The organism is Aquiflexum sp. (assembly GCF_977115555.1).
In genome coordinates, this window is the sequence record NZ_CDSBKL010000029.1 from 1 (window position 1) to 20,315 (window position 20,315).

At 40.1% G+C, this 20,315-nt stretch carries 17 protein-coding genes and 1 tRNA gene; 4 read left to right on the forward strand and 14 right to left on the reverse strand.

Translation table 11 applies throughout. The features are described 5' to 3' along the window. Positions 1 to 94 precede the first annotated feature (94 nt). Positions 95 to 167, reverse strand: a tRNA-Lys gene (locus tag ACZFYI_RS03325). A gap of 302 nt (positions 168 to 469) precedes the next feature. Here ACZFYI_RS03325 and ACZFYI_RS03330 point away from each other — a divergent pair. Continuing rightward, complete coding sequence (locus ACZFYI_RS03330) at positions 470 to 1,057, forward strand: hypothetical protein (RefSeq protein WP_462522706.1); 588 nt, start codon at positions 470 to 472, stop codon at positions 1,055 to 1,057. Positions 1,058 to 1,060: 3 nt separating this feature from the next. Here ACZFYI_RS03330 and ACZFYI_RS03335 read toward each other — a convergent pair whose 3' ends face one another. The 7 genes from ACZFYI_RS03335 to ACZFYI_RS03365 all read right to left on the reverse strand — a co-directional run bounded on the left by ACZFYI_RS03335 (position 1,061) and on the right by ACZFYI_RS03365 (position 8,179). Next, complete coding sequence (locus ACZFYI_RS03335; RefSeq protein WP_462522707.1) at positions 1,061 to 1,687, reverse strand: LON peptidase substrate-binding domain-containing protein; 627 nt, start codon at positions 1,685 to 1,687, stop codon at positions 1,061 to 1,063. A 149-nt stretch (positions 1,688 to 1,836) separates the two neighbouring features. Then, positions 1,837 to 2,844, reverse strand: a complete 1,008-nt coding sequence (gene gap / locus ACZFYI_RS03340) for a type I glyceraldehyde-3-phosphate dehydrogenase (protein ID WP_462522708.1) — start codon at positions 2,842 to 2,844, stop codon at positions 1,837 to 1,839. Between the two features lie 330 nt (positions 2,845 to 3,174). Continuing rightward, a complete protein-coding gene (locus ACZFYI_RS03345; RefSeq protein ID WP_462522709.1) occupies positions 3,175 to 5,403 on the reverse strand; it encodes an NADP-dependent isocitrate dehydrogenase in 2,229 nt (742 codons plus the stop codon). Between the two features lie 226 nt (positions 5,404 to 5,629). Next, entirely contained in the window at positions 5,630 to 6,430 is an 801-nt protein-coding gene (locus tag ACZFYI_RS03350) for an amidohydrolase (protein ID WP_462522710.1), read from the reverse strand. Between the two features lie 23 nt (positions 6,431 to 6,453). Then, complete coding sequence (def, locus tag ACZFYI_RS03355; RefSeq protein ID WP_462522711.1) at positions 6,454 to 7,008, reverse strand: peptide deformylase; 555 nt, start codon at positions 7,006 to 7,008, stop codon at positions 6,454 to 6,456. Continuing rightward, positions 7,005 to 7,418 carry a Holliday junction resolvase RuvX gene (gene ruvX / locus ACZFYI_RS03360; RefSeq protein ID WP_462522712.1) on the reverse strand — a complete coding sequence of 138 codons (414 nt, stop codon included), beginning with the start codon at positions 7,416 to 7,418 and terminating at the stop codon, positions 7,005 to 7,007. The genes def and ruvX overlap by 4 nt, the downstream gene beginning before the upstream one ends. Next, a complete protein-coding gene (locus tag ACZFYI_RS03365; RefSeq protein ID WP_462522713.1) occupies positions 7,418 to 8,179 on the reverse strand; it encodes a hemerythrin domain-containing protein in 762 nt (253 codons plus the stop codon). The genes ruvX and ACZFYI_RS03365 overlap by 1 nt, the downstream gene beginning before the upstream one ends. 163 nt (positions 8,180 to 8,342) lie before the next feature. Between ACZFYI_RS03365 and ACZFYI_RS03370 the strand changes: the two genes are divergently transcribed. Beyond that, complete coding sequence (locus tag ACZFYI_RS03370) at positions 8,343 to 9,992, forward strand: S41 family peptidase (RefSeq protein WP_462522714.1); 1,650 nt, start codon at positions 8,343 to 8,345, stop codon at positions 9,990 to 9,992. 126 nt (positions 9,993 to 10,118) lie between these two features. Beyond that, positions 10,119 to 10,571 (forward strand): VOC family protein, encoded by a 453-nt coding sequence (locus ACZFYI_RS03375; protein WP_462522715.1) that lies wholly within the window; start codon positions 10,119 to 10,121, stop codon positions 10,569 to 10,571. 94 nt (positions 10,572 to 10,665) lie between these two features. Here ACZFYI_RS03375 and ACZFYI_RS03380 read toward each other — a convergent pair whose 3' ends face one another. The 6 genes from ACZFYI_RS03380 to ACZFYI_RS03405 form a co-directional block, all read right to left on the reverse strand. Next, entirely contained in the window at positions 10,666 to 11,739 is a 1,074-nt protein-coding gene (locus ACZFYI_RS03380; RefSeq protein ID WP_462522716.1) for an alanine racemase, read from the reverse strand. Between the two features lies 1 nt (position 11,740). Continuing rightward, the gene (locus tag ACZFYI_RS03385; RefSeq protein ID WP_462522717.1) at positions 11,741 to 12,181 is read right to left on the reverse strand and encodes a GNAT family N-acetyltransferase; all 441 of its coding nucleotides are present in this window, start codon (positions 12,179 to 12,181) and stop codon (positions 11,741 to 11,743) included. Then, entirely contained in the window at positions 12,174 to 13,616 is a 1,443-nt protein-coding gene (locus ACZFYI_RS03390; protein ID WP_462522718.1) for a sodium:solute symporter family protein, read from the reverse strand. Before ACZFYI_RS03390 ends, ACZFYI_RS03385 begins: the two co-directional genes overlap by 8 nt. Positions 13,617 to 13,786: 170 nt before the next feature. Continuing rightward, a complete protein-coding gene (locus ACZFYI_RS03395; RefSeq protein WP_462522719.1) occupies positions 13,787 to 14,536 on the reverse strand; it encodes a succinate dehydrogenase/fumarate reductase iron-sulfur subunit in 750 nt (249 codons plus the stop codon). Positions 14,537 to 14,563: 27 nt separating this feature from the next. After that, on the reverse strand, positions 14,564 to 16,498 hold the full coding sequence (locus ACZFYI_RS03400; protein WP_462522720.1) for a fumarate reductase/succinate dehydrogenase flavoprotein subunit: 1,935 nt from the start codon (positions 16,496 to 16,498) through the stop codon (positions 14,564 to 14,566). 46 nt (positions 16,499 to 16,544) lie between these two features. Further along, positions 16,545 to 17,228: a succinate dehydrogenase cytochrome b subunit gene (locus ACZFYI_RS03405; protein WP_462522721.1), complete on the reverse strand. Its 684-nt coding sequence runs from the start codon at positions 17,226 to 17,228 to the stop codon at positions 16,545 to 16,547. A gap of 262 nt (positions 17,229 to 17,490) precedes the next feature. Between ACZFYI_RS03405 and ACZFYI_RS03410 the strand changes: the two genes are divergently transcribed. Further along, positions 17,491 to 20,268 (forward strand): T9SS type B sorting domain-containing protein, encoded by a 2,778-nt coding sequence (locus ACZFYI_RS03410; protein WP_462522722.1) that lies wholly within the window; start codon positions 17,491 to 17,493, stop codon positions 20,266 to 20,268. Positions 20,269 to 20,315: the final 47 nt, after the last annotated feature.

Here is a 20,315-nt window from a genome sequence, read left to right on the forward strand (position 1 = left end):
CTACGACCTCCACATCCCAAATGTGGCGCGATACCGGGCTACGCTACACCCCGAACTTATTCAATCAGTCTTGACAAACCCTTTGGTTTCTCAGTGATCCCGCTGGGATTCGAACCCAGGACCCATACATTAAAAGTGTATTGCTCTACCAGCTGAGCTACGGAATCATATATTTGCTCTACCGTCCCGATAGCTATCGGGATTAGGAGCTAGACTATTTTTTTATCTTTCTGAACGTTATCAAGACCGATAATCAGTTACGAATTGATTTGTTTTTTTTTAAATCATTCCCGTAATTGGAGTGCAAATTTAAGCCTCTGAATTTAAAATGCCAAACCTAAACCGAATCTTTCTTACAAAATTTATAATATTTTTATTCGCTTTTTTACAAAGCTTTAATTGTCAGGCCAATATATCCAAGCTTCAAAAAGCAGATTCTTTGTTTTCTACCAAGAATTACCAAGAAGCAATGTTAGTTTACGAAGACTTGCTTAATAATGAAGAAACTTTCTCTCCCGCAATGCTTTTGAAGATGGCTTTTATCTCAGAAGGAAAGGGAGATTACTCTAGCGCAAGTTTCTTTTTGGCCAAATATTATGACCAAAATCCAAATCAACGGGTAATCACCAAAATCAAGACGCTTACAGAACAAACCAATCTGATTGGGTATGAAGTTGATGATAGTGACAGGCTTTTTAAGTTTGTTTCAGATTTCCAGTCGGAACTTTCGGGAACATTTTCATTTTTACTTTTTCTGTCACTGATCCTGCTGTTTGTTTTTAGAACCAAAGCAGATAAACCAAGGTATTATCTCCCCACTGTGGTTTTGATCATATTGGTTTTTGTTATCAATAATTTTCTATCAGAGCCCAAAACAGGAATCGTAACCGGCAGCCCTACGCTAATCATGGACCAACCGACAGCTGGAGGAAAACTGATTCAGGTTGTAGAGCCAGGCCATAGAGTTATCATCAAATCGACCAAAGACGTGTGGTATGAAGTAAGCTGGGGGGAAAAGGTCGCTTTTGTCAAAAAGGACAATATCACGAGATTATAAACCTTAAAAATCCAAAGGTTCAAGGTTTTTGAAATGTCCGTTCATTTGGATTTTCTTTTTGGCTATTTCAATATCCCTCAAGACAGGGATAACCTTCAACATATGACCAATCAGGAATTTGATTCTATCCGATTCTTTGGTCATCTGCAACAATTCATATTCTTCAGTGAGATTTAAACCCAATTTATGAGCAAAAGTAAATGAGTTGATTTGAAGGGGTACAATCTCAGCCTGGTATTCCATAAGTCTAAAAAGCTCTTTGAGATAAAAAATAAATTCTGCATACTGACTTTCCCCTACCCTTGGGTCATTTTCATAAAAGACAACATTCCCACCTGCATATAGCTTGTCTTTCATCGGGTTTTCAAAGGAAAGCATCTCAAATATTCTTTTGCCCCGCGTTTTGATGTCCATTCTCCCATCCTCATACACTTTTGACACCTCCTCCAATTCGACTTCAGCGCCAAATGGCATCAGTTTGTCTAAGTAAACCGCAATACCAAAAGTGCCTTTTGTAGCTGTAATATCTTCAATGAGTTGCTTGTATCTTGGTTCAAAAATATGAAGATTCAACTGTTCACCGGGAAACGCCACAAGTTTCAAAGGAAATAAAGGCAAATAATGATCCATATAAAGACTAACTGCAAGATTTTATTTTGGTTTATTTTAATGCCGAAGCTTACTCAAATTACGCAATAACATTAAGAAGAGGGCAAAATATCCAACAAAAAAGGCTGTCCCAAATTGGAGACAGCCCGTTTTTGCAAAGCAAGTTCCGATTAGGCTTTACCTGCGATATAGGTCAATAGGTCAACGACTTTGTTGGAATATCCCCACTCATTGTCATACCAAGAAATTACTTTCACAAAGGTATCACTCAATTGGATTCCAGCTTCAGCGTCAAAAATCGATGTTCTTGGATCTCCATTGAAATCTGTAGAAACCACCGCATCTTCAGTGTATCCAAGTATACCTTTCATAGAAGTCTCAGAAACCTCTTTCATTTTGGCACAAATTTCTTTGTAAGTGGCCGGCTTCTTTAACCTTACAGTCAAATCTACAACCGATACATTTGGAGTAGGAACTCTAAACGCCATACCGGTCAATTTACCGTTCAATTCAGGAATTACCTTTCCAACTGCCTTAGCGGCACCTGTGGATGAAGGGATGATGTTTTGTGCAGCACCTCTTCCGCCTCTCCAATCCTTAGCTGAAGGACCGTCTACAGTTTTTTGTGTGGCAGTAGTAGCATGAACAGTTGTCATCAAGCCTTCTTCTATGCCCCAATTGTCATTCAATACTTTGGCAATTGGTGCAAGACAATTCGTAGTACATGAAGCGTTGGAAACAAATACCATATCTGAAGTATAAGAACCTTCGTTTACACCCATTACAAACATAGGGGTATCATCTTTGGAAGGTGCTGACATGATTACTTTTTTGGCACCGGCATCAATGTGTCCCTGTGCAGTTTCTTTGGTAAGAAAGATACCGGTAGATTCTACTACATAATCGGCACCTACTTCTCCCCACTTTAAATTTGAAGGACTCTTTTCGGAAGTGACGCGGATCTCATTTCCATTCACTACCAATTTCCCATCTTTCACCGCAACACTTCCCTCAAATCTGCCATGGGTTGAATCATATTTCAGCATGTAAGCCATGTAATCTACGTCGATTAGGTCATTGATAGCCACGACCTGAACATCACTTCTATTTTGTGCTGCTCTAAAAACCAATCTACCGATCCTTCCGAAACCGTTGATCCCTACTTTAATTTTGCTCATAGTTATTTTATTTATTGTTGTACTGCTTAGTATGCAAAAAGGAATTTTTGAAGTTTAAAATCTATTTATTTTGAAATAATCAACACTTTTAATGGGTTAAATTTACCAAATATATCTTGCTCCCCAAAATATTTAAAGGTTTGAAAATGAACATTTTAAAATAACATCGAAATACAATCGATTGCGAAAAAATGCCAAAAATCAAATCTCTGATAATCAGATTCATAATTTTTCAAATGATCTTTTGATTAAGATTAAAACACCTGCCTAAAAGAGAAGGAGGCAAAAAAAAAAGCGGCCAAAGCCGCTTTTCAATAATTTTGGTCAAAATCAAATTTTTACCAAGATATCGTTGAAGGTTTTACTTGGTCTCATTACGGCTGAGGTTTTTGCTTCATCTAGCTTGTAGTAGCCACCAATATCAACCTTCACCCCTTGGGCATTGTTCAGTTCGGATACGATCTTGGATTCATTTTCCTGTAGTTCCTTGGAAATTGGACCAAACTTGGTTTTCAAGTCCATGTCTTTACTTTGTTTGGCTAATGCTTCTGCCCAATACATGGCCAGATAGAAATGACTTCCTCTGTTGTCCAATTCTTTCGCATCTCTGGACGGGGATTTGTCATTCTCAAGGAATTTGCCTGTGGCCTGATCCAAAGTTTCTGCCAATACCTTTGCCCTATTATTGGCAAAAGTATCACCTAAATGCTCCAGAGAAACTGCCAAAGCCAAAAATTCACCCAATGAATCCCATCTGAGGTGGTTTTCTTCAATCAATTGCTCAACATGTTTTGGTGCAGAACCCCCGGCGCCTGTTTCAAAAAGACCTCCACCATTCATTAATGGAACGATTGACAGCATTTTGGCACTTGTTCCTAATTCCAAAATCGGAAATAAATCTGTCAGGTAGTCTCTTAACACATTTCCTGTCACAGAGATAATGTCCTTTCCTGCCTTGATCTGTTCCAAAGAAAATCTTGTGGCTGCTTCAGGTGTCAGGATTCTGATGTCTAATCCTTTGGTGTCATAATTTGGAAGGTATTTATTTACTTTTTTGATAATTTCAGCATCATGGCCTCTTTTTTCATCTAACCAGAATATAGTAGGGACTCCGGTAGCTTTTGCACGATTGACAGCCAGCTTGACCCAATCCTGTACAGGAGCATCTTTGGTCTGGCACATTCTCCAGATATCTCCTTTTTCTACCTCATGTTCGATCAATGTGGCGCCTGACTCAGTCACGACTTTCACAATTCCATCTGCCTCAATTTCAAAGGTTTTATTGTGCGAACCATATTCTTCCGCGGCTTGTGCCATCAAACCAACATTAGGGACACTACCCATAGTTGCCGGGTCAAAAGCTCCATGCTTCTTACAGAAATCAATTGTCTCCTGATAAATCCCTGCATAACAACGGTCAGGTATAACTGCTATGGTGTCTTTTAATTTACCATTTTGGTCCCACATTTTGCCTGAACTCCTGATCATCGCAGGCATAGACGCATCGACAATGACATCGCTAGGTACATGAAGGTTTGTGATTCCCTTGTCTGAGTTAACCATGGCCAATTCCGGACCAGCCGCCAGACAAGCCTCAATATCAGCTTCAATCTCTTTTTTCTTTTCTTCAGGAAGGGAGGAAATTTTGGAAACCAAATCTCCAAAACCATTATTAACATCCACACTAATTTCTTTCAGAATTGCTGCGTGTTTTTCAAAGACAGGAGCAAAGAAGACCTTTACGGCATGACCAAAAATAATCGGGTCGGAAACCTTCATCATCGTAGCTTTCAAGTGAAGTGAAAACAAAACACCGGAGGCTTTCGCATTTTCTTTTTGTGCCTGTAGAAATTCCCTCAGGGCTTTGATGCTTAATACTGAGGCATCAATGATTTCTCCTTTTTGCAGGGCAAGCTTTTCTTTCAGCTTGACTACCTTTCCTTCTTTAGTATGCAGTTCAATGTTTATGGATTCGGTATTTTCCAAAGTGACTGACTTTTCACTTCCATAAAAATCTCCATGGCCCATACTTGCTACATTGGTTTTTGAATCCGCTGACCACTTACCCATACTATGGGGATTGTTTTTGGCATATTGTTTTACTGCCAATGGAGCTCTCCTGTCAGAGTTTCCTTCCCTCAATACCGGGTTTACAGCGCTACCCTTCACTTTATCATACTTGGCTTTCACAGCTTTTTCTTCCTCACTTTTTGGATCATCCGGATAACCAGGCAGTGCATATCCCAAACCCTGCAATTCTTTGATGGCTGCTTTCAACTGAGGCATGGAAGCAGATATATTGGGTAACTTCACAATATTTGCCTCAGGCAAAGTAGCAATATTCCCCAATTCCAATAGATCATCATTGATCCGCTGATCGGGCTTCAAATACTCAGGAAACAACGCTATTATCCTTCCTGACAGAGAAATATCCCTGGTCTCCACCACAATTCCTGCAGAATCAGTGAATGCTTTGACGATAGGTAACAAGGAGTAAGTAGCCAAAGCAGGAGCTTCGTCAGTCAGCGTATATAGAATTTTGGCTGTTTTTGTGGTCATTAAAATAAATTCAGATAGGTGTAACAATTGGTAAATGAAATAGCCCTAAGAATAAAATGCTTTCAGATTTTAATGGATATCTCCAAAATACCTTTGGCCTCTTTCAAAATTTCGGCTAAATTAAGGAAATTATCGCGGTTTCAAAGGGTGACTTTGTCAAAGGGAAATCATCGAAAAGGATTGGAAAATCGTAGGCCTTTTGGTTGTAATTAATGGTAAATACCTATCAAAATCCAGACAGATCAAACCCATCGGCATCCATCCAAGCAGGAAACTTCATTCGATATTCTTGAAGGGAAATAAGGTCCAGATCAACATATGAGATCTCTTCTTTGGTCTCAGCAAAAACCAAAGTTTCTCCTTTGAAATTGTATACTGCAGAATGTCCTGAATAGGAGATACCATTTCCATCCGTGCCGATCCTGTTCACACCTATCGAATGCGAAAGGTTCTCTACTGACCTGGCTTTCAACAAAATATCCCAGGCACTGATTCTGGGGCTAGGCCAACTGGCAACATATAGGACTATATCGTATTCCATTTCTCCATCCTTGACCTTATTTCTAGACCATACCGGAAATCGAAGGTCGTAGCAAATCTGCGGCATGATTCTCCAACCTTTCCATTCAAAAACTTTCCTCTCTTTACCCATCTCATAATGCGCATCCTCGTCTGCCATTCTGAATAGGTGTCTTTTGTCATAAAAATCAACTTTCCCATCAGGACTGACCCAAAGTAGGCGGTTGTAATAATTCCCTTTTTCTTCGATGACAATGCTTCCGGTTATCATTGCTTGGGTTTGTGCTGCAATTTGCTTCATCCATTTGGTGGTGGTAAAATTCATGGGTTCGGCCACTTCTTTGGCATCCATGGTAAAACCTGTGGTGAACATCTCGGGGAGAACAATCAGATCAATCCCACTCTGTAAGTTCAACAGCTTCTCTTCCAACATCGCCATGTTTGCGGTTTTGTCTTTCCAATACAGGTCAGTTTGAACCAAGGCTACTTTCAAAGAATTTGAAATCATAGGAGAAATTTGGTAAATGAATCTTATTTCAGAGGATAAACCATACGGTAATCAGTGGAAACTTTCCCTTTACTGATATCAACAAGTTTGCTTTGAACCATCCTTTTTTTGAGGCCTTTGAGATAATCTATAAAAAGGATTCCTTCAAGATGGTCATATTCATGCTGGATAACCCTGGCGGTCATACCTGAAAATTCTTCTTCTTTGAGATTCCAGTTCTCATCAAAATATTCCAAAGTGAGCTTTTCGGGACGGATAATATCCGCCCGGATATCCGGGATACTTAGACAGCCTTCCTCAAAGCTGTAATCATCCCCATATTCATCCAAAATAATAGGATTGATAAAAACCCTTCTGATTCCTTTTTCCTCGTCTTTTTCATCAAGCATCAAGGTACTGTCAATCACAAAAAGTCTGATTCCTTTATTGATTTGGGGAGCAGCCAAACCGACTCCGCTGGCATTGTCCATGGTAGCGAACATGTCATGGATGAGTTCATTGATGTTTTCACCTTCATGGATCTCTTCTGCCTCTTTTTTAAGGATTGGGTTTCCATAGGCGACAATTGGGTAAATCATATTTGTTCAAGGTAAGATTGGAGGATGATGGCAGCGCTTACTTTATCGAGATTGCCTGCCTTTTCTATTCTGTCTTTTTTCTTGCTTCCCATGGCTATCATCGTCTGCATGGCCATTTTGGAAGTAAAACGCTCATCAATCAGGACAAGTTTTTTGTCAGGAAATAATTTTGAAAGTCTGTCTTTGAAACTGATGACTTTGGGAGTCATCTCATTAGGGTTGCCGTCAAGATGCTTTGGATAACCAAGTACAATGGTTTCTACTTCTTCTTTTTTAAAATAAGCAGTCAGAAAATCAATAAGTTTAGGAGTTTCAACCATTTCAAGAGGATTGGCGAGCATCTTGAGCGGATCTGTGACTGCGATACCTGTTCTTTTTGTTCCCAGGTCAATGGCTAAAATCCTACCCATCAGTTATTGCGGATTTTCTTTTTGATTTTTCTCAATACTTCTTTTTCCAGCTCTATTGCTTTGGGAAAAAGCAACTGGTCTTCAATTTGGGCATGCACACTCAATTCCTTTTCAAAAACCTGCAATTCATTATAAAGCACCTTCATACTGATGGGTGCTTCTTCAGGTAAAGAGTAATCTTTTGTCAGCTTCCTGATTCCTTCCATCTCATCATCATGGGCATCATGGGCTTCGGAAAGCAAAGAAACAGGACTTTTTTCCAAAATCTGAAGCGCATCATTGACACGGTACTCATCTGCTTCAATTTCATGGAGCAATTTGATCCTATTGAAAAGACGGCTTTCTTCTTCGTGGATATGGTGGATAAAATCATCTACGAAAAGAGGAAACATGATCCTCAGGTCTGCCAAAATCCCTGAGTATGCGGTGTCATTTATTTTTATTCCTGAAATCATATTTGACAAAAAAGGCAATTCCTGCCTTACAAAAAAATAATGCTTCCTTTTGAGATATGCCACTAGGACTTCAATAGGATGCAGATAAAGCTCCTCTGAGGTTGGTTCTTTTATCTTTGCCCAGGATTCGAGTTCGTCAACCAGTTGTTGGGGATTGATCTTGAATTTTTTGCAGACCTCCAAAAGGGAACTATGCTCATATTGAAAAAAACTGATCCCAAAATAATGCAGCACTGCAGCAAAGACATAATTCTCTGAAACAAGTTCTTTGATGGGGCTTTTTTCGATATCTTTGGAATCTAGCATTTTTGCAAAATTAAGTTAATTTAACCAATTACACTTAGAGTATTCGCCAAAAATGAATTTATTGCATCTATCTAAACGAAATGACCCAAATTTCAGTTTAATGGTATATTTGGAATAATTTCATTCCATTAAGAAAATTTGAATTTACAAACAGGAGGATAACGTGAGCGAAATCAAAAATACAAAACAACAGATCAGATTGCCATTGATATTGGCTTTGGCCATTTCTGCCGGAATCTGGATAGGCGCCACTTTTGCAGAACCAAAAAGTGACACAAATGACCTCAAAGCGGCTATATACAAACTTCAGGAAATAGTCACTTACATCAACAGGGATTATGTTGATAGCGTCAATACCAATGAACTTGTAGAATTTGGTATTGAAAAAATGCTGGAAAAACTTGATCCGCATTCCACCTACATCCCCGCAAGGGATGCCACTTTGGCGAAATCCGAATTGGATGGGGAATTTGATGGGATAGGAGTGGAGTTTGGAATAATCAGAGACACCATATACGTAGTCGCTCCTTTGACAGGTGGGCCTTCTGAGAAACTTGGCATCCAATCCGGAGACAAAATCATCAATGTGGATGGAAAAACAGTGGCAGGCACTGGAATCACCAACCGTGATGTTTTTGACCTATTGAGAGGTCCCAGAGGCAGTCAGGTGGATGTGGATATCAAAAGAAAAAACCAAAAAGATCTTATCACCTATAATATAATCCGGGATAAGATTCCACAATACAGCATTAATGCAACCTACATGGTAAATGATGAAGTAGGTTATATCAAAGTGACAAGGTTTGGGGCAACTACCCACGAAGAATTTAAAAAATCTGTGACTGAACTGAAAGAAAAAGGAATGAAAAAACTCATTCTGGATCTTCAAAACAATCCTGGCGGATATATGGGAGCAGCGATAAATATCGCAGATGAAATCCTGAATTCAAATTCATTGATTGTTTCCCAAAAAGGAAAATTAAACAGGTACAATCAAAAAGCTTACGCCGTAAAACCGGGTTTATTTGAAGATGGATCAGTGATTGTCTTGATCAATGAAGGCAGTGCATCTGCGTCTGAGATCGTTGCAGGGGCTTTGCAGGATAATGACCGCGCCTTGATAGTAGGAAGAAGGTCCTTTGGAAAAGGATTGGTACAAATGCCGATTGACTTGTCAGACGGTGCAGAGTTAAGGCTGACCATTGCCAGATATTATACACCTTCCGGAAGGTCCATCCAAAAACCTTATGGAGCTGATGAAGATTACAGCAAAGATTTTACAAACAGATTTGAGCATGGAGAATTTTTCTCTGCGGACAGCATAAAATTCAATGACAGCCTCAGATACGAAACAGTTTCAGGACGTTCTGTTTTTGGAGGCGGGGGTATCATGCCCGATTTCTTTGTTCCTCTTGACACTACCATGGCGAGCGCTTATGTGAACAGGCTCTTCAACTCCGATTCTTCAAGGGAGTTTATCCTTGATTATCTTGAAAAGAACAAGAAAAAATTCGATGGCATGAGTTTCGAAGATTACTATAAAAAATACCAGATCTCTGAAGATATGCTACAGGGACTTGTCAAGGTAGGGGAAAGAAACAAAGTGAAATTTGACGAGAAGGATTTTAACAAGTCAAAAGATTACCTTAAAGTGCTCCTGAAAGCCCATATGGGAAGACAGATATATGATGACAATGCCTTCTACATGGTAATCAATGATATCAATGAAGTTTACTTGCAAGCTTTGGGACTTTTTGATGAGGCCGAAAAACTGGCCTTCTCCTCTAAGGCAAAAGTGGAAGAAAAAGAGTAGGAGAACGAACTTAAAAAGGGGTCTAATCAACCCCTTTTTTTTTGTCTTCAAAAATCTGCTTCGAACATTTTATCGGAAAATTTTGATAAAAACTGTAACTTCAAAAAAAACAAAACCCAAAGTCCCATGAAAAAGCAGGTCATATTGGCATTGATTGTTTTCACCTTGCCGCTTATCCAATCCAATCTTATGGCACAACAATCAAAAATCACACATATCGCAGTGTATGTGAAAGAATTAAAAAGAAGCAGTGATTTTTATAAAAACATATTCCAGTTTCCTGAAATTGAAGAACCTTTCAAAGATGGGCTTCATACCTGGTTAAATATCGGAAATAATCTGTCTATGCATCTCATAGAAGCGCCTTGGGAGCCTGTTACAATTAACAAAATCAACCACATTTGCTTTAGCGTTAGGGATATGGATGTGATCATTTCCAATCTGAAAAAGCATGGCGTAGAATATGAAGACTGGCCGGGAAATAAAAACAAGATAAATATACGTCCTGATGGTATCAGGCAAATCTATATCAAAGACCCTGATGGCTATTGGATTGAAATCAATGACGAATACCTATAATCCTATAAAAAATCCTGATTTTTTTTCTGTCGAAAGCTAGCTAAGCAGGACTTATCAGGTAATAATAGTCTAAAGGCGAAAGAATTTTAGGTTTTCAAGTAACAATGACTTTATCCACGTAACTGGAATTCATAATCCCCAATGCCCCCATATATTTTAGGTTGAACTTGACAAGGTCCCCTACTTTATATCCCTTAGGATTTCTCCCGAGATTTAGTACCAACATATCGGAGCTTGCTCCTAATAGCTCATATTCATCATCTTTCGGGATAAGGTATTTTGGATCGATATCCAATAATCCAATATCTAAAATTGCCCTAAAGGAGGTCATTCCATAAAGACTTTCATCTATTTCGATAATCTCACCCTGTGGATTGGATGCCAATGTCCCTGTGGGAAGCAAAGACTTTTCTTGCATTTCGATTATTTCTGCATTGAGTTCAAATACATCGCCGTGCATTCCGGGTATCACTTTTTCTTCAAAAAGATCCACTCCAAAATAAAGCGTCTCCCCTACCCTAAAGTGATTGATTCCTTTTGGAAGTTGATGGGTTTTAAGTAATGGAATAGTAACGGAAGTACCGGCCGAAACCCATGGGATTTTTTTATTGAACTTCAATTCTATAATCTGCTTATAAAGCGACAGCTGTATCAATTTATCGGTTGAAGGCATTACCCCATTGAGACAGTTGAGATTAGTCCCCAATCCAATGATATCAATATTTGGAAGTTCAAAAATCTGCTCATAAAAATCCACAATATGTTCTCCTATCACCCCCTCCCTAAGATCACCTGTTTCGACCATAATAATGATTTTATGGTTCTTTGATTGGGTTTTTGCCTCTTCAGAAATCCACCTGATGGTATTCAATTCACTGTTTAGACTCACATCTGCATATTTGACCATTTTAGGAATATTCCTTTTCGAAACAGGCTTGATGTAAACAGTCTGGATGTCTGAAGAAATTTCTTTGACTTTTGCTAGATTACTGATCCGCGAATCATGGATTTCAGTCACACCAAGTGCAATGAGTTCCTTGAGAAAACTCCTGTTTCCGCAAAGGAGTTTGGATACAACTCCCCAGGAGATGTCATTCTCCTCAAATGTTTGCTTGAGGTAAGAAAAATTTTCCTGAAGCTTGGTTCTATTTAAAGTCAAAAATGCCATCTTATTTTATTAACCTCATTTCAAGGTATTTATTTGTAAAGCCAAGTTTTTCATAAAGTTTTCTGGCCGGATTATCGGGTTCCACATGTAAGGCAATATCTCCATGCGCCAATTCAATTGCTGTTTTCATCAGCGTTTTGCCTACTCCTTTTCCACGCTGTGAGGCATCTACTGCAATATAAACAAGAATATTCTCAGGGATATACCCAGACATACCTGTTTTGTTGACCACCACAGCACCGACTATTTCTCCTTTCTCCCTCACCATGACCACATATCCCCCTTTATCCCCTGCCTGATCCAAAGCGTAATCCAAGCATTTAAGAATATGATCGAACGGATCTCCATATTGTTCTAGCTGAACAAATAGAAAATCCGCAATTTCTTTTTTTTGCAGGTATGTGGCTTGGTCAAACGTAGATAGGATTTCGATTTTATGCATAAGTTTTTATTTTGATTTGATTATTTGGTTTTCTTAATTGAGAGACAAGCAGATAGACACCCAGGGCTGCAGTAATCCCGTAGAAATTAGGATCAAGGCCAAATGGAAGTTCCAATTCGACAATACCCAAGGTAAGAGTAATAAGCCCACCGGATACCATCGAGGCCATTGCAGCATCAGGACTCCTATTTTTGGTAAACAAACCAAAAATAATGGGAACAAAAAGCCCAGAAACCATAAAAGCATAGCTATAAAGCATCAGTTCCAATACATTGGTCATCTGAAGCGCAATCATCAAAGCTAAAGCTCCGAGCATCAGCGTAAATAGCTGACTGAACCGCACCTGATTTTTTTCATTTTTAAACCGTAGCCATTTACCAAAAATATCGGTGGAAAGGTTTCCTGATGCTGCCATTAGACAGGAGTCAGCAGTCGACAATACTGCTGAAAAATAAGCAGCCATCATCAAACCCAAAATTCCGGGTGGGAGGATTGTCCTGAGCAAAATGGGAATTCCCATCTCTGGATCCATCGTCTCCATACTCAGAAATAACAAGCCTTGTTCAAAAGCGACCCTTGCCAACAATCCCAAAGCCACTCCCATAAATGCCATGATCGGCCACTCGAAAAGTCCTGCTATAAACCAGGCTTTTTGAGCGGATTTGACATCTCTACTTGCAAAAATACGCTGATAAAGAGTCATTCCGATAAACCATATTGGAAGAATTGTAATACCCCAATTGGCAAAGTCCTGCCAACTAAGGTTATCCAACCTGAAAAACTCAGGTGGTAGTGTTGACTGAATGACTTCCCATCCTCCTACATGGAAATAAGCTATAGGTAATCCGATGAAAATAAAGCCCAACATCAGAATTATCCATTGGATAGTATCCGTGTAAATCACTGCTTTCAAGCCGCCCAAAACTGTATAGATGACTGCAATGGCTCCCATAAAAACAAGGGCTTGGTTAAGCGAAAGGCCGTCAAATGTACCTGAAGCCAATTTCGCACCTGCAAGTAACTGTGAAGAAGTAAATCCCAGGTAACCGATCAAGGAAATAAAAGCAGCCACAAGGCCTACTTTTTTGGAAAATAAATGTTCGAAAATCTGCGGAAAAGTATAAAACCCTGAAAATGCTTTGTCCTGTTTGATACGGGGAATCAAAAATACTCCAGCCAGCCAAGCGCCTAAAAGTCCCGTAAACAGCATCCAGCTACCGGATATCCCCATTACAAAACCTAACCCTCCGAGTCCAACTGAAAACCCGCCTCCTACATCTGTGGCCACCACTGACAGTCCAATATGCCAGCTTCCTATATTTCTTCCACCAACAAAATAATCCTCCTGATTTTTGTTTTGATACATGAAGTAATATCCCACTCCAAGCATCAACAACATGTACCCGACAAAGATGCCGAGGTCTATGTAATGCATTCTTTCTTTACTTAATATCTGATAAAAAATTTATTTAAAATGATTTTTCAAAGATACAAATATTTAATTTAGTCTAAAAGAAAGAATTCATATAATTTCACCGATGTACCCACGCAAAAATGCAAAAAAAAAGCCGGACAAGCCGGCGTTTTATTGCTATATGATTGCTATCAAACGTTTTGACTACTTACAACGGCAGAGAAGTATTCTCTGTTCATCCTTGCAATATTGGTAATACTGATGCCTTTTGGACATTCAGCTTCACAAGCACCGGTATTGGTACAAGCTCCAAACCCTTCTGAGTCCATTTGTGCTACCATCTTCTCAGCCCGGGTTTTTCTTTCTACCTGCCCTTGAGGTAACAATGCCAATTGGGAAACTTTGGCAGAAGTAAACAACATGGCAGAAGCATTTTTGCAGGCAGCAACACAAGCTCCACAACCGATACACTGAGCGGCATCCATGGCCATATCAGCAATGGTTTTTGGAATTGGGATTTCATTGGCATCTGGGACACCTCCAGTGTTGACTGACACATACCCTCCCGCTTGGATTATCCTATCAAAGGCTGATCTGTCTGTCACCAAATCCTTTAATACCGGAAATGCTTTTGCTCTCCATGGTTCGATAGTAATGGTCTCGCCATCATTGAATGAACGCATGTGTAGCTGACAGGTAGTAGTCTGCTGTGGACCATGGGGCTTTCCGTTGATATACAGTGAGCACATCCCACAGATACCTTCCCTACAATCGTGGTCAAAATGTACCGGATCCTCTCCTTTAGCGGAAAGTTCTTCATTGAGTACATCCAGCATTTCAAGGAAAGACATATCCTTTGATACACCTCCCAATTGATAATCTTTAAATCCCCCCTTGTCGGAGTTGTTTTTCTGTCTCCAGATTTTCAAAGTTAAATTCATATCTCTAACGAGTTAAATGCGTCTGGTTTACTTATAACTTCTTTGGGTCAACTTCACGTTTTCGAATACCAACGGTTCTTTGACCAATTCTTCTTCCTGTCCTTCACCTGTGTATTTCCAAGCGGCCACGTAAGCGAAATTCTCATCATCCCTTAGTGCTTCACCTTCCGGAGTCTGGTATTCTTCCCTGAAGTGGCCACCACAGGATTCATTTCTGTTCAATGCGTCATCGACCATCAGTTCACCCAACTCTATGAAATCTGCAACTCTATGTGCTTTTTCAAGAGATTGGTTGAGTTCTTCGTTGTCCCCAAGTACTTTGACATTGGACCAAAATTCAGCCTTCAGCTCTTTGATCATCGCTTTGGCTTTTTTCAGACCTTCTTCGGTTCTAGCCATTCCGCAATAATCCCACATGATTTTTCCCAAAATCTTATGGAAATGGTCAATGGTTTTTTCGCCTTTGATACCGAGAAGTTTTTGAATCCTCTCTTTAACCTCTTTTTCTGCTTTTTGGAATTCCGGATGGTCTGTCCCGATTTTTCCTGCCGGATTCTGTGCCAAATAATCTCCAATAGTGTAAGGAATCACAAAGTAACCATCTGCAAGTCCCTGCATCAGTGCAGAAGCCCCCAACCTGTTTGCTCCATGGTCAGAAAAATTGGCTTCACCCAAGGCATATAGTCCCGGTACATTGGTCATCAGGTTATAATCTACCCAAAGTCCGCCCATGGTATAATGAACCGCAGGATAGATCATCATTGGTGTTTCATATGGATTTTCACCTGTGATCTGCTGGTACATATCGAAAAGGTTGCCATACTTGGCACTGATCGTATCTTTCCCATCCCTTTTGATCGCATCTCTGAAATCCAAGAAAACAGCTTCGCCTGTTTCATTTACCCCTCTGCCTTCATCACATACATATTTGGCATTTCGAGAAGCCACATCCCTTGGTACAAGGTTTCCAAAAGAAGGGTATTTTCTCTCGAGGAAATAATCTCTGTCTTCCTCTTTGATATCGTTGGCTTTGATTTGACCTTTTCTAAGTTTCTCGGCGGTTTCTTGAGTAGCAGGCACCCATACCCTTCCATCGTTTCTTAAGGATTCGGACATCAGGGTCAACTTGGACTGATGATCTCCAGAAACCGGGATACATGTCGGGTGAATCTGTGTGAAACATGGATTTGCCATCAATGCTCCTTTTTTATGTGCTCTCCAAGCGGCAGTCACATTTGAGCCCATTGCATTGGTAGAAAGGAAGAATACGTTCCCATATCCACCTGAACAAAGCAAAACTGCATGTGCAGAGTGGGATTCGATTGCACCTGTGATGAGGTTTCGTGTGATAATTCCCCTAGCCTTACCGTCAATGGTCACCACATCCATCATTTCGGTACGTGGGTACAATTTCACTTTTCCATTGGCAACTTGACGGCTCAATGCCGAATATGCACCTAATAGCAACTGCTGTCCGGTCTGACCTCTCGCATAAAAAGTCCTGGAAACCTGCGCCCCGCCAAATGAACGGTTGGCCAACAAACCTCCATATTCACGGGCAAAAGGAACTCCTTGAGCCACACATTGGTCAATAATCTTTACTGATACTTCTGCCAAACGGTAAACATTGGATTCCCTTGCCCTGTAGTCACCACCCTTGATGGTGTCATAAAATAACCTGTATACCGAATCCCCGTCGTTTTGATAGTTTTTGGCAGCATTGATTCCGCCCTGGGCAGCAATGGAATGCGCGCGCCTCGGGCTGTCCTGGAAACAAAAGGCTTTGACATTGTACCCCAACTCAGCCAAAGAAGCCGCTGCTGAGGCACCTGCTAATCCTGTCCCCACAACAATTACATCATATTTCCTCTTGTTGGCCGGATTGACCAACTTCACATTAAATTTATGCTTGGTCCATTTTTCTGCCAATGGGCCTTCAGGTGTTTTAGAATCCAGTATCATCTAGGTCAGATTTAATTTTCTACATTCATTTTAAATTCATTTCCTATCAAAGTGACTGGAAATACATTAGGATTGGAATCAGGGCAAAAAGAGCCGGTACTAAGATCGAAAAGCCAAAACCTACTTTTTGGATCAATGGGGAGTACTTTACGTGGTTAAGCCCAAGTGTCTGAAAAGCACTTGCGAAACCATGGGACAAATGAAACCCAAGGAATCCCATCGACACCACATAAAAGACAACATACAATACATTGGAATAAGCTGCCGCTACTATAGCAAACACATTTTTATAAGTAACTCCTTCATAGTCTACCATCGGCATTTCACCGAATTTGATTTCATAATAGAACCCTTTTAAGTGAACCAAAATAAATATCAGAATAACTGTACCAAGAATCCCCATATTTCTAGAAGCCATGGAACTGTTGGTAGATGCTTTGCTAACTGCGTAATCAATCGGTCTTGAATTTTTATTCTGTCTCGACAGCAAAATAGAATAGATTACGTGAAGAAGGATAAAAGCGAAGTTTCCTATTGATACCACCCTGATGAGGGGGTTGTGTGCCATGCTGTCTGCATAAAGATTGAAGGACTCTCCATTGTCAGGAAGTAAGAGCTGAAGGTTACCGACAAGATGGACAACCAAGAATAATATTAAAAACAATCCGGTCAGGGCCATTAATAATTTCCTGCCCAAGGTGCTGCTTAAGGTTTTTGATACCCAACTCATATGATTTTTCTTAAGTGTTCGATTGAAAATAGGTTTTTAAACTTTCTCGCCAAATTTACATTTGGAAAGGTTAGCAAACAATCCAAGAGCAATCGATTGAACTTATTTTAAATTATTCTAAATAGACAATTAAAGCTGCTTCTTTTCGTTTTTTTGGAACACATGATTAACCATCTGTTTATTTTTATTGTTTGATTTAAGTATATAATTTCATCCTGATTTATTTATTTTCGTATATCTTGATGACCAAATTCCGACTTACATGAAATTCAAATATTCATTTTTCTTTTCCCTCTGTATTTTAATCCTTTCTGCCTCCCAGGCATTTGCCACGCACATCCGTGCAGGAGAAATTACAGCCGAGCGGGTATCTGTCCAGACACTGACATACAAAATCACTGTGGTGGGATATACTGATACAAGATCCAGTGTCGTTTTTGGCCCCGGTGATATCAATTTTGGAGATGGAAGGCAGGTCAGTTTGAATACAGAAAGCGACTTCGTGACTGTAGAAAATTTAGGAAACCAAATCGAGAAAAACACATTTGTAATCGAACATACATTTCAGGGTCCTGGCAGGTATACTATTTGGTTTAGGGAATTCAATAGAAATGACCTCACCTTAAACATGGATAATTCTGTTGAAACTCCTTTTTATGTAGAAACACAGATTACCATTGATCCATTTATCGGGGTAAATAATTCTCCTGTATTGACCATCCCCCCAGTGGACAATGGGGCTGTAAACAGACGGTTTATCCACAATCCTGGAGCTTATGATCCTGATGGGGATAGCTTGGCATATACCTTGGACATCCCAAAGCAGGCATTCCAAAGGCCGGTAAATAACTATAGGAGCCCTGCTACTTCCGAATTCAGCTTTAATAGAGAAGACGGTTCTCCAAACCCATTTTTGACAGTTGACCCAATAACAGGTGATTTGGTTTGGGATGCACCAGGTCTCGCCGGACAATACAACGTAGCCATGAGAATCAATGAATACAGGAGAATCGCCGGGGAATGGCAACTGATTGGCTACGTCGTAAGGGATATGCAAATCATTATAGAAAATTCGAATAACAAAAGACCTGTATTGATCCTTCCGGATGACCTTTGCGTGATCGCAGGAACCAAAATAGAAGAAGTCATCCAAGGATCTGACCCAGATGGCGATCCCATCAAGATTGAAGTCTTTGGAGATCCAATTGAAATATTAAGTTCTCCGGCCACATATGCTCCGGTTTCAGTATACCAACCTACACCGGGAGTGATTAATTTTGAATGGCAGACTATCTGTAGTCATATCAGGGAAAGGGAATATCAAGTTAGGATTAGAATCACAGACCAACCCAGATCTGGCCCTGCCTTGGTGGACATCAAAACATGGAATATAAAAATAATCGGCCCACCTCCAGTTCTTGAAAATGTAGAACAACAGCAAGGCAGATCGGTCAATATAGAATGGTCTCCTTATGCATGTAGCAGTTCGGCTCAGACCATGCAGGTGTGGAGAAGGATCAATTCTGACCCTTATGAGCCTGATTCCTGTGAAACAGGGATACGGGCAGGATATGAATTGGTCGGAACTACGGATATGAATACTTTTGATTTCCTTGATACCAATATGGGAGAAGGCCTTGCACCGGGCAACACCTATTGTTACAGGCTGGTGGCAGGATTCCCAAGCCCAAGATCAGGAGAAAGTATTGTATCAGAGGAGATCTGTGTCACCATCGACGTGGATGTACCCCTAATTACCAATGTTAGTGTAGAGGCTACCGATCCTGCTTTGGGTCAGATTTTTGTAAGATGGACCCCACCTTACGATATTGACAGAACCCAATTCCCCGGTCCGTTCACTTATGAACTTTTAAGAAACAACGGCTTTACAGGAAACCAAAACAGGGTTTCTGTGATCAGCACCTCTGACACCTCATTTACCGATACGGGATTGAATACCGAAAACCTGGTTTACAATTATAAGGTAATACTCAAAGAAAACACTACAACAATCGACAGTTCAAGTTCAGCCTCTTCTGTAAGGTTGGATCTGGTTATCATCAATGAGGCCATTGAGTTGAAATGGCAATTCAATACCCCATGGAACAACTCCATTTCACAATACAAACATGAAGTCTACCGAAACAGAAATGATCCAGATGCTTTGGATGAAAATACATTTGAGCTGATCGCTGAAGTTGATCCAACTGTCGAAGGATTTACCTATTTCGACGATGGAAGACACAATGGCGTCACATTGAAAAAGGATATAGAATATTGCTATTATGTAGTGACAAAAGGAGCTTATAATGTAGATCAAATTGAATATCCTTTGGAAAACAAATCCCAGATCATCTGCGCAAGACCGGATGATGACAGGCTACCATGTCCTCCTGTTTTGGTATTCGAGGGGCCTGAATGTGTTGAATACCTTTCAGACAAAGGCTGTGGCACCAATTCATTTGAACATGAATTGAGTTGGGAACCTGATTTTAGCGGTGTTTGTGATGATGAATTAAGCGCATTTAGATTATACTTTACTTCAGAAGGTGAAGAAGGCCGGTTTGAATTTGTGGGTACTTATTCTGCATTTGAGAGAAATGCCTTAATCAAGGACCTTTCAAATTACAGAGGATGCTACTACATCACAGCGGTAGATAGATCAGGAAATGAAAGTGATCCTAGCAATATTGTTTGTGTAGACAATTGCCCTAGCTATTTCTTACCAAATGCCTTTACTCCTGATGGAGACGGCATCAACGAGACTTTTATGGCTTTTGACAATCCTTTTGCCAAATGTCCGAGATTTGTACTAGGAGTAGAAATATTTATCGTCAACAGATGGGGCGTGGAAGTTTTCAGCTACAACAGTCTATCCTCCAATGAAAATGACATCTATATCAGATGGGATGGTACAGATAAAAATGGAAATGAATTGCCCTCAGGTACATATTTCTATACAGCAACTGTAAAATTTGACGTGTTGGATCCAACCCAACAGGAGCAAAAACTCAAAGGAACTGTTCAGATCATCCGATGAGAATCCAAGATAGGTTCGACATTATTCTATTCGACGGCGTTTGCAAT

Excerpts from the sequence above, each read along its gene's own strand:
- ruvX (WP_462522712.1), bottom strand. The coding sequence starts at position 7,418 with ATGGGTAGGATTTTAGCCATTGACCTGGGAACAAAAAGAACAGGTATC.
- ACZFYI_RS03400 (WP_462522720.1), bottom strand. The coding sequence starts at position 16,498 with ATGATACTGGATTCTAAAACACCTGAAGGCCCATTGGCAGAAAAATGG.
- ACZFYI_RS03385 (WP_462522717.1), bottom strand. The coding sequence starts at position 12,181 with ATGCATAAAATCGAAATCCTATCTACGTTTGACCAAGCCACATACCTG.
- ACZFYI_RS03365 (WP_462522713.1), bottom strand. The coding sequence starts at position 8,179 with ATGCTAGATTCCAAAGATATCGAAAAAAGCCCCATCAAAGAACTTGTT.
- ACZFYI_RS03350 (WP_462522710.1), bottom strand. The coding sequence starts at position 6,430 with ATGATTTCAAATTCTTTGAAAGTAGCCTTGGTTCAAACTGACCTGTAT.
- ACZFYI_RS03335 (WP_462522707.1), bottom strand. The coding sequence starts at position 1,687 with ATGGATCATTATTTGCCTTTATTTCCTTTGAAACTTGTGGCGTTTCCC.
- ACZFYI_RS03330 (WP_462522706.1), top strand. The coding sequence starts at position 470 with ATGTTAGTTTACGAAGACTTGCTTAATAATGAAGAAACTTTCTCTCCC.
- ACZFYI_RS03405 (WP_462522721.1), bottom strand. The coding sequence starts at position 17,228 with ATGAGTTGGGTATCAAAAACCTTAAGCAGCACCTTGGGCAGGAAATTA.
- ACZFYI_RS03375 (WP_462522715.1), top strand. The coding sequence starts at position 10,119 with ATGAAAAAGCAGGTCATATTGGCATTGATTGTTTTCACCTTGCCGCTT.
- ACZFYI_RS03345 (WP_462522709.1), bottom strand. The coding sequence starts at position 5,403 with ATGACCACAAAAACAGCCAAAATTCTATATACGCTGACTGACGAAGCT.
- ACZFYI_RS03410 (WP_462522722.1), top strand. The coding sequence starts at position 17,491 with ATGAAATTCAAATATTCATTTTTCTTTTCCCTCTGTATTTTAATCCTT.
- ACZFYI_RS03390 (WP_462522718.1), bottom strand. The coding sequence starts at position 13,616 with ATGCATTACATAGACCTCGGCATCTTTGTCGGGTACATGTTGTTGATG.
- gap (WP_462522708.1), bottom strand. The coding sequence starts at position 2,844 with ATGAGCAAAATTAAAGTAGGGATCAACGGTTTCGGAAGGATCGGTAGA.
- ACZFYI_RS03395 (WP_462522719.1), bottom strand. The coding sequence starts at position 14,536 with ATGAATTTAACTTTGAAAATCTGGAGACAGAAAAACAACTCCGACAAG.
- ACZFYI_RS03380 (WP_462522716.1), bottom strand. The coding sequence starts at position 11,739 with ATGGCATTTTTGACTTTAAATAGAACCAAGCTTCAGGAAAATTTTTCT.
- def (WP_462522711.1), bottom strand. The coding sequence starts at position 7,008 with ATGATTTACCCAATTGTCGCCTATGGAAACCCAATCCTTAAAAAAGAG.